Here is a 13,609-nt window from a genome sequence, read left to right as displayed (position 1 = left end):
CTTTGTCTTGATGCAGTCGCTCATGGGGGAAACCCCCAAGACCGCGCTGCATCGCTAAATTTATGGGGGGTTTTCCCCCCCTGGGAAAAGCTCCGGTCTGGTCGCGTAGGGTGACCTTTGGCCAATCAAATAACATCACATCAGGTTAGGTTTGGGATCTGACTGAGATCAAAATTTCAATCCACTTACTGTGGCATTGAAAAAGCCGTGGACATTATGTCTACGGCTTTTTTTTATGTTTGAGACTTGTATTTTTTATCTGTTGCTTGTTGCCTTTTGCTTTTTGCCTTTTCCTCAAAATATTTTATAAGATCATGTGGTCAACGATACCAGCTACTATGCAGCAGTGGTCAAGATATTGTATTCTAATTGGAGATGCTATTGGTGTCATGCTTAAACAATACCATAGTTCTTTCCTCCAACCTGCGGAATGCAGGCTCTAAACTAATTTGGCTAACAACCAAGTTTATTCAAAAATTAGAGGATGTAAAAATGATTCAGGTTATTCAGGCAAACGCGACTTCATCGGAGCAAAGTTTTCCCGAGAGTATCCAGCGCTTAATTAGCAATATCAAAAATCAGTCGGCAATGGTACCGACAATTGCTCGTGAGTGCATTTTGGATGCACGCATCTCACCGGAAGACTTGATGGGATGGGCTGACTTTGATCATCCCATCACCGACAGCTACGGTCGAAAGCTAATTTACCACGGCGGTTCCTTTGAAATTATGGTATTGTCTTGGGCTCCAGGAGACTACACCACGATTCATGACCACGGCGCAAGCCAATGGGGAGCAGTACAGTGTTTTGGCGAGGCGGAAGACTACATGTATACCTTAACAGATGGAGTGCTGCAAACCCAGAAGCGGCTGGAGTTTAGCTCAGCACAGGTAAAGGCGGTAGCTGAAGATATGATTCACCAGATGGGCAACCCCGGAAAATTCGCCTTTTTGAGCCTTCATGTATACGGAGGCGAAAACCCCAACGACTCCATCACTAGCAACTCACGAATCTTTGACCTGTTTGAAGGCAGCATTCAACGAACGGATGGAGCAGCGTTATTTTGCTTGCCAGAGGCAGAAATTAAAGAGCGGCACTATGGCTTACAAGCAGATGCTAACACTACTCTCAGACACCACGAAAAGATGCGCGATCGCATCTGTCGAATCCTTGCAGTACAGGACAATCCTCTACTTCGCTCAAAATTAGCTGTGTTAGACAAGCAAATGTCACAGCTCAAGTAAACTAAAGATAATTGGTAATTGCTAATAGACTTCTCCAAAAATTGTAAAGCCAGTCTATCACTAGGTTTGAGATGGGGTGCATCTCACTTTTTAAATTAGGGAACAATTATAATAAAACTCCACCGCCCGGGTTCCAAACTTTCCTTCTTTTTTAAAAATATGAGATGCACCCTTTGATATTTTTGGGATGATTCACAAATCCGTTCACTTTAAACGCAATAATCAGGGTAATCGCCTCTACTTTGGTATAAGTTGTACTTGACAAACAACCGCGTGTATAATGATGATAGAGTTTATATATGATTAAATTAATCATAAGTATTTTTAATAAAAAACGTAAGCTGTTTGGCCTTTAAATTGGATATTATTCAGTTATAATAAAAAACGTAAAATCCTATTACCCTGATCTGATTTTTACCTCCTACCCTGCTATCATAAGCATGCAATTAAAGCGATAATAATTAATTTTTAGCATTGTTACCTATTGTCTACTACCTGCTCCCAAATCCCGACTCCAGACTTCAACAATCAGTCAATAGTTAGTAACAATAATTTCCCTAATTTCTCCTCTGCTATTTCCTTTAGAGTTTATTCTACGGGATGCCAATATTCGCTCAATAGTAAACCCTTGATATAAGTCATCGAAAAACAAATCATTAACATAGTTAGTTGGATCAGAATTGCTGAGCATTTGATGGGCTCCTGCCTGATCAGCTTTCACAAACACATCCCGTAAACGACGCTGCTCATTATCATCAAATTCCAGGGAGTGATAGGAATTGAAATTGGAGGTTTTGCTGATCGGACGATAGGGAGGATCATAGTAAATAAAGGTGCTATGATCAGCATATTCCAGGACTTGACTAAAGTCCCTTTGTTCTATTTCAGCAATTTGGAATAGCTTGGAGACAGCTCGCAGATTATTGGCATTCAGAATTTTAGGATTTTTGTATCGTCCCACTGGCACATTAAATTCTCCTTTGCTATTGACCCGATACAGACCGTTAAAGCAGGTTTTATTCAGAAAAACTGTTATGGCAGCCCGCTTGCTCCAATCTTGATCGTAATCGTTAGCATCGATTTGTTTATTAAAGGTGTTATATTGGTTACGATATTCGTAGTATAATGCTTTCCGACGTTGATCATCTTTAGGCAGGTATGTATTACTAAGCTTTAACAGTTCTTTGATCAGGGATTCAACATCCTGTTGGATAACCTTATAAAGGATAATCAGCTCAGGATTGGTATCAAATAGATATGCTTTCTGGATATCAAAACTGTTTACAATATCGAAAAAAACTGCACCTCCTCCCACGAATGGTTCGATATAAGTCGTCAGAGTTCCCTTACTTAACTTTGGGGAGTATCTCTCTCGAAGTTGTGGCAGAAGCTGAGTTTATTAGAGTCGAACTAGGGGTTCCCCCCTAGAACTCTCCTCCAGAACCGGACATGACTGTTCCCAATCATCCGGCTCCTCCTGGCAACATTGTTATTGCTCTCCTTTGTGGGGATATATTGTTCTGTGTTCCCGAATTTTGGTATGGTGACAGTGAGCATGGACTAGCTGTTTGTTGTCTAGCTTATTACTACCGCCTGCTCTTTGGGGGATGATGTGGTCTACTTCAAAAATATCATCGGCCTTAAACCTTTGATTGCACAGACCGCATTTTCCCTTCTGCTTTTTCAGCAGTTTGTTTACTGTGGGTTTTACCCCATGGTATTTGGCAAGCCTTTCAGCCCAATATAGCCAGTCTCCGTCATATATGGATTTGTGACCTATTAGTCTAACTACCCTTTTTATTTTGGTGTCTTTATGTTTCACCAAGGTAGCTGTTCCATCAGGGGTTTTGAATGTCCATCCTTCCCCTTTGTCTATCCACCAATAGTTGGACATGGCTTCTTTGGCTCCAATGTTTGGAGACCTATATTTAGCCCATCTTTCTAGTTTGTGGAATAGCTTATAGTCAATTTGTCCAAATATTCTGGAGCTAACCACTGAGTTGTATTGGTTTGCCCATCCAGTTATTTTAGCGTTTAGGTCTCCTATTAATGTGGCTTGGTCAGAGTTTCTGTGCTTTCTGATAGTTATTTTCAGGTCATCCATATGCCTATTTATGGATTCCTTACTGGGTTTGATTAGTGTTTTATACCCTAATTTCTTACCCGTCCTATCCTTCCGGCTATTAACCTCATTGACCTCATATTGTCGGATGTTGAACCCGAGGTAGTCAAAACCTGTCAAAGTCCCTTCCTTTCCTAGGGTGTGTGCTATTGAGGTTTTAGATTCCTTTAGGTTCAGTCCAATTTCTTTTAGCCATTCTTGGATTGCCTCTTTGGCTTCCAGTACAACCTCTTTACTTTGGTGCAGGATAATGAAATCATCTGCATATCTGTGGACTATGGGAGTTCTTAGAGTTCTCCCACTGGGTAGGTTGTACTTTTTTCCTAACGCTTTAGTGATATACCTTAGGGGAAATTCCTCTTTCATTAATTGGGTCATACCGTGCAATGCGATATTTGCCAATAATGGCGAGATTACTCCTCCTTGAGGTGTACCTGCTGGTGTGTTGATGAACCCATCTTTTCCAACGGCTCCTGCTTTCAACCAAGCCTTTAACTGTCTTCGCATTTGTGGATATGTATCCACTTTGTCCAACAGTTTTTGATGGTCTATACGGTCAAAGCACTTTTCTAGATCAGCATCTAGGACATAATAATCCTGTTTGTTGATGTCTGAGTATATGGCCGCTATTGCGTCCTTTGTGCTTCTCCCAGGTCTGAATCCGTAAGAATTTGTCTCAAATTTGGCTTCCCACTCTGGTTCTAGAGCTATCTTGGCTAATGCCTGTTTCGCTCTGTCTTCCATATTTGGGATTCCTAGAGGTCTTTTTTCCTTCTTTCCGGGTTTAGGAATCATTATCCTTCTTACAGGATTGGCCTTACCGTCCAACTCTAGGTATCTGGCAAGCGCTAACCTTTGAGATGGGTCAAGACTCTTCTTCCCATCAATTCCGGCGGTTCTTTTACCTCTGTTATCTTGAGTTACTTTCCTTATGGCTAGCAGTTTCGCTGATTTTGATTTGGCAAGTAGTTTTTGTAGCTTTCTAACTTTGGCTTTGTCCCCATTTTGGGAGGCTTTGTAGATACGCTTTTGCAGCTTGAACACTGCTCTCTCAATGGTTTTCCAGTTGAGAGAGTTCCAGTTATTCGATTCCACCATCACGGGTTCGTGTGTATTGGACATAACTGCTACTCGTGTTCTACTCTTGTTGTCTCAGGGATATCTGTCAGCATATCCCTGGGCTTTCCCCAGGGCATTGGCTTCTGATATCGTCTCGTCAAGATAACCCTTGCGGTTGAATACCTACCTTTTTTACAGGAGCAATTATCTTGATTACCTCGTTCCGTGTGTCCATTGTCTGACCGGGTTGGATACTGGCTATACACCGAGAGACTGTCTATTAGACGGGGGATGTCTGAACCAGCGCGGAAAGACTTGTTCACCCATGGTCTCTAATTCGATACGGGACATGAGTCATCTTGTCCTGAATCTTGGGCTGACGATGCGTCAATCACCAGTTCGTTGTCTTATCCTTTCGGTCTCCCTTGCGGTTTGGCTCATGGATGACTTAGAATTGACACCGCTTTTATTCCTTGCACTCGACCCGTTGATATTCAGTCTCGGAGCCTAGGAATATGGAGTAACCTGACATCTAGGTTGTAGGATTTGAACCTACATGTAACACACAGTTAAATAGCTATTGCTATTCGAGCTATCCCCCCACTGGCGTGGGTTTCAGCTCAACGAGTCGCACTGCCACCTGCCCATTTTAGCACAGGAGATGGTATTTTATGGGTTTTCAATGGGGTGAGATATATTTGTTTAGGGAGTAGGGAGCAGGGAGCAGGGAGCAGGGAGTAGGGAATAAAGAACAGGGATCACCCGTCCGGAAAGTCTCCCTTATTAAGGAAAAAAATCCTGTCTACCTCATTACTATTATAAACGGTATAACTAGAAATAATAAGCTATTGAATAATCTTTCTAATTTTACTTAATCTTAATAACTAAAATAGCGTTGATTAGTAAGTGTCAGTTACATCTAAATTTTATTCCCTGCTCCCGACTCCCTACTCCCTACTCCCTACTCCCTGCTCCCGACTCCCTACTCCCTATGCCCTATTCCCTGCCCCCATCTCTATCACCAAGAACAGCTATCAAAATTCGGAACAATTCTTCTAAATCAGCTGGAACACGGTACAAATTCAGGTCTTGGGTAACTTGTTTATGCTCTCGGTGCAAAAGCCCAAACTGCCAGATATCCCCTGTAGAAACAGCACCCTCTAAAATCAATTGCTCAGTGTCACTCCATAGATCGAGGGCAATTAATTCTACCGCAAGTTTGGTAAAGCCTCTTGGGATATTAGCATTTTTTGCTTCTACTACCAATAGTTGACTATCGGTATAAAGATAATAGTCTAGATAACCTTTTAAGTATTCCGTAACAGTGAGGGGATATTCGATTCTTAGCTGGGCTTGAGTATAGTAGACTAAATCAAGTAAAATGGGAGCGATTAGTAATTCCCGTCGAGCTGCTTCACTGGTTAAACTAACATAGGGTAAGCTTTCTTCAATTCTGGATTTGAGACTAGAAATTCGGTCTAGTTTTGTTGTAGACTTTTCTAAATTCAAAGAGCTTCGCTTCAAGGTATAGCCAAATTCAGCCAGAATGTCTTCTGGCTCAACCACCATCTCAAAATAACTTCTAAAGGTATAAGATTTACCAGGTTGGAGGATGGGAATTTTGTTCATCATTAAAATAGGGAGTGGGGAGATGGGGAGATGGGGAGATGGGGAGATGGGGAGATGGGGAGATGGGGAGATGGGGAGATGGGGAGATGGGGAGATGGGGAGATGGGGAGATGGTGAGATGGGGAGATGGGGAGATGGGGAGATTTTTATTAAGCGATGCAGCGCGGTCTTGGGGGTTTCCCCCATGAGCGACTGCATCAAGACAGGATAATTATCCTGAAATGATATAAGTTTAATTATTTAGATAAGTTATAATTATAGCGTTTATCATAGCTATGAGGTACACAATATTTTTCACCTCTTGCCTCTTGCCTCTTGCCTTTTGCCTTTTGCCTCTTACCTGCTCCCTGCTCCCGACTCCCGACTCCCGACTCCCTACTCCCTACTCCCTACTCCCTTTTCAATTCCTTAATCCGATCACAAAGAGTGCGATCGCGTTTTTCTAGCTCAGCATTTGTTTTCAAATAATCCTGGAGCCAATCACAACTATAAGTTAGGACTTGATCAAGATCATCGGGGACTTGATCCAGATTCCACAAAATCACGTTACTATCAGCACTAGCGGAGGCTAGGATTTTCCCATCTTGGCTGAAAGCGATTCCCTCTACCTCATCCTGATGTGCGGTGAGGGTACTCAGCAAGTTACCATTGTGATCCCAAAGTTTCACCGTCTTGTCAGCACTGGCAGACGCGATCATTGTGCTATTGGGTCTAAAGGTCACTCCCGTAATCCGGTCACTGTGTCCTGTCAGGGTATGTCGCAGTTTTGGTTTGGTCAGATTCGAGTCTTGAGTGTCCCCTTCCCAAACTTTGACTGTCTTATCCTCACTACCGGAAGCAATGAACTTACCATCAGGGCTAATTGCTACTGTTTTCACCTCATCCTCATGGCCTGTGAGAGTATAGAAACTATTGCTCCAGCATTCCGGTAGTAAATTGCTGTTTTGAGTTGGTTTTGCAAGCCCTGTACAGGTACTATCCCGCTGCCACAGTTTAATGGTTTTATCTTCAGACACTGAAGCAATTATCTTACCATTGGGACTGAACGCTACTCCCTCCACCTCATTGCTATGACCTTCTAGGGTGGTTAGCAAGCTACCATCCCGCTGCCAGAGTTTAATGGTTTTATCTTCAGACGCTGAAGCAATTATCTGACCATCGGGACTGAATGCTACTCCCTCAACCCCAGCGGAATGATTATTTAGGGTAGCTAAGAAGGTACCATGTTTATCCCAGAGTTTCACTTTCTTGTCACTACTTGCCGAAGCAATAATGTCACCATCGGGACTGAATGCTACTCCATTAACTATAGCGCTATGATTATCTCGGGTAAGTTTTAAGGTGCCGTCTGGTTGCCAGAGTTTGACAGTTTTGTCGCTACTTCCTGAAGCAATTGTCTGACCATCGGGGCTGAATGCTACTGCCCTTACCCCATTCCAATGACCACTAAGGGTTGTGTACAAAGTACTGTTTTGTTTCCACAGCTTAATGGTACTGTCCTCACTCGCCGAAGCAATTATCTTACCATCAGGACTGAAGGCGATTCCCTCGACCTCATCCCGATGACCTTCTAGGATAGTGAGCAACCTGCCCTCTTTTGTCCAGAGTTTAATGGTATTATCCTCACTAGCTGAGGCAATTAGCTTACCATCGGGACTAAAAGCAACTCCATAAACTTCGTCCCGATGTCCTGTTAAGGTTTTAAGCAACTTGCCCTGTATAGTCCAGAGTTTGACAGTGTTGTCTTCAGAGGCAGAAGCTATCATCTCACCATCGGGGCTAAACGCTACTCCTTCAACTCCACTCCCATGGCCTATAAAGGTTCTAAGCAACCTGCCCTCTTTAGTCCAGAGTTTGACAGTATTGTCTTCAGAGGCGGAAGCTATCATCTCACCATCGGGGCTAAACGCTATTCCTTCAACTCCTGCACTATGCCCTATCAGGAGTTTATGTAACTTGCCTTCTAGGGTCAAAAGTTTGACAGTGTTGTCTTCACTAGCGGAGGCGATTAGCTTACCATCCCGGCTGAAGGCTACTGCTTCAAACCCAGCATTATGGTTAGTGAAGGTGTTTAGCAGAGTGCCGACAAGACTGCCAAAGTTTGACAGTCTTGTCGGCACTAGCCGAGGCAATCATCTCACCATCCGGGCTAAACGCCACTCCCTTTACTTGGGAGCCATGGCCTTCTAGGGTGTTTAACAGAGTGCCGTCCCGCTGCCAGAGTTTGACGGTCTTGTCACCACTAGCCGAGGCAATCATCTCACCATCTGGGCTAAAAACCAGGTCGTAAACCGCAGCCCGATGTCCTGAGAAGCGATTGTACTCCTTAATCTCATAAATGATTCGCCAGAGCATTTTCTCAACTTCTTGAGTCTGGGTATTTGCCTTTGCCCCAGCTAACTGTTGCAGTTTCTTCCAAGCCTTGATGGCGTAGATCAAGGCATCCAACTTACGATTGGAGGCATAGAACGCTTCAGAGGATTTTGCGATCGCATTAATTTCGTTAATGACAGCTTTTTTGTACTCCCGGAAAGCCATCATACCTAAACTAGCGGACACTATAAATGCTGTGCTCACTGTAGCCAGCAGGAGCTTTTGCAGTCGGGAAATTTCTTTTTCTTTGGTCAATTGTATTGCCACCGCTTTAGTTCGTGCGGCTTCAGCCCGTTGAGCCTCCCGTTTATCCAAGGCTTGGCTAGCGGATAAGAACTGATAATCTTGGTCACTCAGGCTACGGGCATCTGCCCAAGCTAGGGCATCGAGTAAGGCTTGACCTCGCAATAGTCTCGATTCATCCTGACAATCACCATTGAACCAAGCTCTAAGACTTGTGTTATAGGGACGAAGATTTGATAGTTGCTTGCTGACCCAATCACAGTTGAAAACAGTAGCATAAATGGGGTTGCGGACTCTAACCTTGCCGTGACTCTTGACCACTAATCCCGACAGTAGCAATTCCATTTGTTCCCAACTGTCATCTGCTGCTACTGCTCCGAGTTGCAGAATTTGCTGATAAAGTCCTAATAACCGCCCAGCCCGTTGCTCATAGCTGAGAATGCGATCGCTTATAGTCCTGAGATGCTCTGGTTCATCTTGGACTTCCCAATTCTCGATAATTCGCCTACCCACAAGGTACTCAATCGATGTGGGATTGACAGTACACCTCTTGCCAAAGTAGTTTTTTGATACTGTTTTTGATACCGTTTGGGTGAATTCTTCTCCACTGTTCCCTGTTGCGGGATCCGAAGTTCCCTCTTCTGAAAGAAGTCTAGTACAATGCTCTATATCCTCTAGAATCAGCTGACATAGCTTTTGAGTCAGTAAAGGCTGTCCTCCCGTAAACGCCAGGATTTCCCTAAGTAAGGCTTTGGGATTGCTAACCCTTCCGTTAAAACCTAACGCTAGGGGTTTGGCTTCTTCCAGAGTAAATCCACATAACTCAATCCCCCGTCCGATATTAAACGGAGTCCGTTGCTTATCTACGATCAAATCCGAGGGAGTGGCTACCCCTAACAAAACAAAACTGAGGCGTTGGTAGGCTTGGTTTTCTGTGCGCTTGTTGTAACAGGCTCGGATTAGGGCAAAAAAATCTTCAATCGGGAACGATAAACCCAGAATGCTATCGATTTCATCAATAAAGATCACCAAATTTCCCTCAACCTCTGGCAGTAGAACCTCCTCAATAAAATCACTAAGACGCTTCACTGGGGATAGATAAGACCGTGAGCGCCACCAAGCCCGTAAATTGACCTGGAGGTTGAAGCTGCTCACCAGACAGCGCAAGATACTTGCATACCACTGGTCTGCTGTCAAATCTTGGGTACCAATTTCTGTCAAATCAACGATCCCACAGTGGATGCCTATTGCTTGTAATCGCTGAGTAGTTTGCACCCTCAAAGAAGACTTACCCATTTGCCTGGAGGTAAGGACATAGCAAAACTCCCCTGCTACCAGAGCCTGATACAAATCCTGATCTGCTTTACGGCGCACATAGCAGAGGGTATCAGGGGGTAAACTCCCGCCCACTTGATAGTTGTGGTTTTTCATAAGTTACAGGCATCCATGGGTTTTACCCCAGGTAAGTACTAAAGTACTGACGATACAAATCACAACTAGGCACAGCTCCCTGTTTGTGGAGTTGTACTAATCCTAAACTTTGCAACTTAAAGGCTAGCTTTTGCTCTAATTCCACTGGCTGGGATGACATCACTACGTTTCGATAGGCTGGAACCAGTTGTGGATAGTGTTGTAGATTCCACCATTGTCGTCGAAGGTCATCATGATAAATTCCCGATTCGCTTGCTGCTGAATTCAATAACTCCTCAAAGGTAACGTCACCGCGCCTAAGATGATATAACGCTACCCTTAAAAGACAAGGATTTCCTCCTACTTTAGCCATAATTAAAGATACCTGATCGAAGCTGGAATCATCACTACCCCAATCGATTCCGTGGCGACGGGCTAATTCTTGCACTTGGGCGTTAGTAAACTCTGGCAATTCAATGGATAATCCCACATTAAAGGGGGATTGGTGGATATGTAACGTAATATAAACGTCAGTAGAATGTATAATAATTAAGCGCAATTTTTGCCAAATTGTGCTACCGGTTACACCGTATTTGGCTTTCTCATACCAAGCTCGCAACAAACCCAAAAAATCCGTGGCAATGGCAGGGTAATTAAACAACAGGTTAACCTCATCTAATGCCAATACCACCGGTGTATCTATTTCTTTTAATAGATACTTCTCGAAGTAATCTGTGGTATTTCCACTGCTGCCAAAGATATCATCCCAATAATCAGCCAGTCGATTCGGTAATTCTAGGCTACGAGTGACTGTGGCACAGAACCATTGTAAAAATCGCTCTAAATCCGTGAAGACATTGGCATCGGCTTGCTGCAAGCTTAGAGCAACTGTGCGGAAGCCAGATGCTCTAGCATGATCGAGAACCCTAACCATCAGGGAGGTTTTACCCATCTGTCTAGGGGCTTTAATTCGGATTAATGCTCCTGGCTGCAACACTGTTTCGTAACATAAAGAGTCATTGGGGGGACGCTCGATATAAAAAGAAGAATTTAGAGGCACCACACCTCTGGGCAATTCCATCTCTGTAGGTAATTCCAGCTCCACCTCTGGCAACTCCTCAAGCTCCACCTCTCGTAATCGGTCCCTGATCACAGAACGAATGTTATTTTTTGTGATCTTCTCTCCAAAAACCTCTGAGAGGATATGCCACAACCGGGAGCCAACCACCCGAATGTAATCGGCATCGTAACCAGAACCGTCAGCAATCTCTTGATAAGTTTGTCCTGACCAACATTGGCGGAGCACCAGTTCTTGAACAGCATTTAAGCGTTCGGGTTTGATGACCGTATCTACCATCGCCAATGCTTCTTCAACACTCATTACTTTTTATTATGTAATTGATTATAATTATTTATTACTTTTTCTCACAGACAAAGCCACATTGCCGATTTACCCTAAGCATAGGGATCGCAAATCGTCCTTTAGGGTTAACGCCAAGCCAGCGATCAATAAGCGATCGCTGGCTACCTACTTCAAGGGGGATCAGCTTCCCTAGTCAACCAGGCTTACGCAATTAAGCCATCTAAAAACTACCTATACGGGTTAAAGGGTAACAGTTAAAACTACCTCGTAATTGTGGGCATCCAACAATAGGGCATGGGATTTACCCCTACTCCATGCTCTATTTTGTTATATTTGGTTAATTAATGGTTAACTAAGATGTTCCATAACTGATCCATGGTACTGTTCCACGGTGGCTAGCGTTGTATTGAAGTTTGGTTTTCGACAGTTGACCGTTGCTTGTTTATCGTCCACATTCACTCAACATTCAACAGTCCCACCTCTGATTTAAACGGTATAACCGCAACTTAGGATGATGCCAAACATGGTTATTGATTTGCTGAGTAAAACCATCAGGAAGGATGTTCATCGTTAACAACCATTAACAAAATTGAGCTTAAAGAATATGGCAAAACGTTTACTATACCACAGCTTTTGCCTTTCCGGTTTCCTTTTTGGCTCAATTATCAATGAGTAACTCAATTGAGCTAATTCAGGGTGATAGAGAAAATAGGTGTTCGCTAGAAGTAACAATGATCAGCAAGATCAGCAACCTGTAGAAAGGTTTCAGGATTGTACCTTTAATGACCTCCTGATTCCCTGGCTCAACCCAGATAGTTTTAGGAGACGGTTGAGGCAAGTAATCCAGAGGTCAAAGCGGTATAAGGGTTATCGATTCGCCGTCTTATTGGTGGGTTTGGAACGTTTCAAAGTCATTCAGTTTAGTATGGGACGGCCAGTGGGAGCAAAATTGCTAAAGGCTTTTGATACTCGCTTGACTTATGCTCTGAATTCTACCATTAACTATACCATTAACTATACAGTGGCGCGGTGGTCCGAAGATGAATTAGCGGTCTTGCTCGAAGACATTAACGATATCAGTGAAGCTAGCTTGGTAGCAGAACAGATTTGCGCTAGCCTGCGGACGCCTTTTTCGATTGATGACCATGACATCTTTTTGAGTGCCAATATTGGAATTGCTAGCAATGACAGGGATGATTACCAAGCCTCTGCTCTTCTTGACAACGCCAGTCTAGCTCTTTATCGAGCCAAAATGGAGAGTAACACTGGCTATCAGCTGTTTACCCCTGCCATGCGCACCCGGAGTGTAGAGCGGTTGCAGTTAGAAGATAGTTTACGCTTGGGTATTAAGCGCCAAGAATTGCGGCTTTATTACCAGCCAATTGTGTCTCTTGAAACCCATAAGCTGGCTGGCTTTGAGGCACTGGTGCGCTGGGAGCATCCCGAACGGGGACTGCTGTTGCCAGCAGAGTTCATTCCAGTGGCAGAAGAAACAAAGCTGATTGTGCCACTGGGTTGGTGGGTACTACAAGAGGCTTGCCAACAAATGTGGCAGTGGCAACAACAGTTTCCCCACTATCGGGATTTAACGATCAGCGTTAACATCTCCAGCTTACAATTATCCCAACCGGATCTAATCGGGAAAATCGACACAATTTTGTGGGATTCTGGTCTTGATGCCCAGAGTTTGAAACTGGAGATTACAGAAAGTATACTACTGGAAACCACTACAGTAGTTCTGTTGGAGAAACTCAAACAGCGACAGATTCAGTTGTGCATTGATGATTTTGGGACTGGCTATTCTGGCTTCAGTTACTTGCCAAATTTTCCCATAGATATATTAAAAATTGACCGCTCTTTTGTCAAAGGTATGAGTGATAATCACAAACATGAGAAAATTTTGCGGTGGATGGTAAAGTTGGCAAACGACTTCGGCATACATGTAGTGGCAGAGGGAGTGGAAACCGAAAAGCAATTGGGACAGCTTTGTGATTGGCGTTGTCAATATGGACAGGGGTATTGGTTTTCTAAGCCTTTAAATCCCGAAGCTACTGAAGCCTGGTTAGAAGCTCTAAGTGTGGGGAGATGGGGAGATGGGGAGATGGGGATAGGGAATCGGGAATCGGGAATCGGGAATCGGGAATCGGGAATCGGGAATCGGGAAC

The 13,609-nt window shown here is 43.8% G+C and carries 10 protein-coding genes; 4 read left to right on the top strand and 6 right to left on the bottom strand.

Features of this window, described 5'->3' with window-relative positions:
- Positions 1-492 precede the first annotated feature (492 nt).
- On the top strand, positions 493-1,245 hold the full coding sequence (locus BJP37_RS23510; protein ID WP_075906398.1) for a cysteine dioxygenase: 753 nt from the start codon (positions 493-495) through the stop codon (positions 1,243-1,245).
- A 532-nt stretch (positions 1,246-1,777) separates the two neighbouring features.
- On the opposite strand, the gene BJP37_RS23505 is transcribed toward BJP37_RS23510, so the two are convergent.
- Both BJP37_RS23505 and ltrA read right to left on the bottom strand, forming a co-directional pair.
- Positions 1,778-2,632 (bottom strand): DNA adenine methylase, encoded by an 855-nt coding sequence (locus BJP37_RS23505; RefSeq protein ID WP_269087129.1) that lies wholly within the window; start codon positions 2,630-2,632, stop codon positions 1,778-1,780.
- 102 nt (positions 2,633-2,734) lie between these two features.
- The gene (gene ltrA / locus BJP37_RS23500; protein WP_075902407.1) at positions 2,735-4,489 is read right to left on the bottom strand and encodes a group II intron reverse transcriptase/maturase; all 1,755 of its coding nucleotides are present in this window, start codon (positions 4,487-4,489) and stop codon (positions 2,735-2,737) included.
- Between the two features lie 843 nt (positions 4,490-5,332).
- On the opposite strand from ltrA, the gene BJP37_RS41465 reads away from it, so the two are divergent.
- The gene (locus tag BJP37_RS41465; protein WP_198954155.1) at positions 5,333-5,485 is read left to right on the top strand and encodes a hypothetical protein; all 153 of its coding nucleotides are present in this window, start codon (positions 5,333-5,335) and stop codon (positions 5,483-5,485) included.
- On the opposite strand, the gene BJP37_RS23495 is transcribed toward BJP37_RS41465, so the two are convergent.
- On the bottom strand, positions 5,423-6,055 hold the full coding sequence (locus tag BJP37_RS23495) for a hypothetical protein (RefSeq protein ID WP_075902405.1): 633 nt from the start codon (positions 6,053-6,055) through the stop codon (positions 5,423-5,425). The genes BJP37_RS41465 and BJP37_RS23495 overlap by 63 nt on opposite strands.
- Positions 6,056-6,077: 22 nt before the next feature.
- Here BJP37_RS23495 and BJP37_RS23490 point away from each other — a divergent pair, with 22 nt between their 5' ends.
- On the top strand, positions 6,078-6,266 hold the full coding sequence (locus BJP37_RS23490) for a hypothetical protein (RefSeq protein ID WP_075906396.1): 189 nt from the start codon (positions 6,078-6,080) through the stop codon (positions 6,264-6,266).
- A 178-nt stretch (positions 6,267-6,444) separates the two neighbouring features.
- Here the strand turns inward: BJP37_RS23490 and BJP37_RS44365 are convergent, their stop codons facing one another.
- Genes BJP37_RS44365 through BJP37_RS23480 form a run of 3 tightly spaced genes read right to left on the bottom strand, consistent with a single transcriptional unit; the run spans position 6,445 to position 11,462 of the window.
- Positions 6,445-8,175, bottom strand: coding sequence for a WD40 repeat domain-containing protein (locus BJP37_RS44365; RefSeq protein ID WP_330359455.1), 1,731 nt, complete (start codon positions 8,173-8,175; stop codon positions 6,445-6,447).
- A complete protein-coding gene (locus BJP37_RS44360) occupies positions 8,114-10,102 on the bottom strand; it encodes an AAA-like domain-containing protein (RefSeq protein WP_330359454.1) in 1,989 nt (662 codons plus the stop codon). Before BJP37_RS44360 ends, BJP37_RS44365 begins: the two co-directional genes overlap by 62 nt.
- A gap of 22 nt (positions 10,103-10,124) precedes the next feature.
- A complete protein-coding gene (locus BJP37_RS23480; RefSeq protein ID WP_075902403.1) occupies positions 10,125-11,462 on the bottom strand; it encodes an AAA-like domain-containing protein in 1,338 nt (445 codons plus the stop codon).
- Positions 11,463-12,156: 694 nt separating this feature from the next.
- Here BJP37_RS23480 and BJP37_RS23475 point away from each other — a divergent pair.
- Positions 12,157-13,609 (top strand): putative bifunctional diguanylate cyclase/phosphodiesterase (locus BJP37_RS23475; protein WP_143727760.1); only part of this gene is annotated, 1,453 nt, incomplete at its 3' end.

Source organism: Moorena bouillonii PNG (genome assembly GCF_001942495.1).
GTDB lineage: Bacteria > Cyanobacteriota > Cyanobacteriia > Cyanobacteriales > Coleofasciculaceae > Moorena > Moorena bouillonii.
Note: the sequence above shows the minus strand (reverse complement) of the source record. Positions and strands in the feature narration are given on the sequence as shown.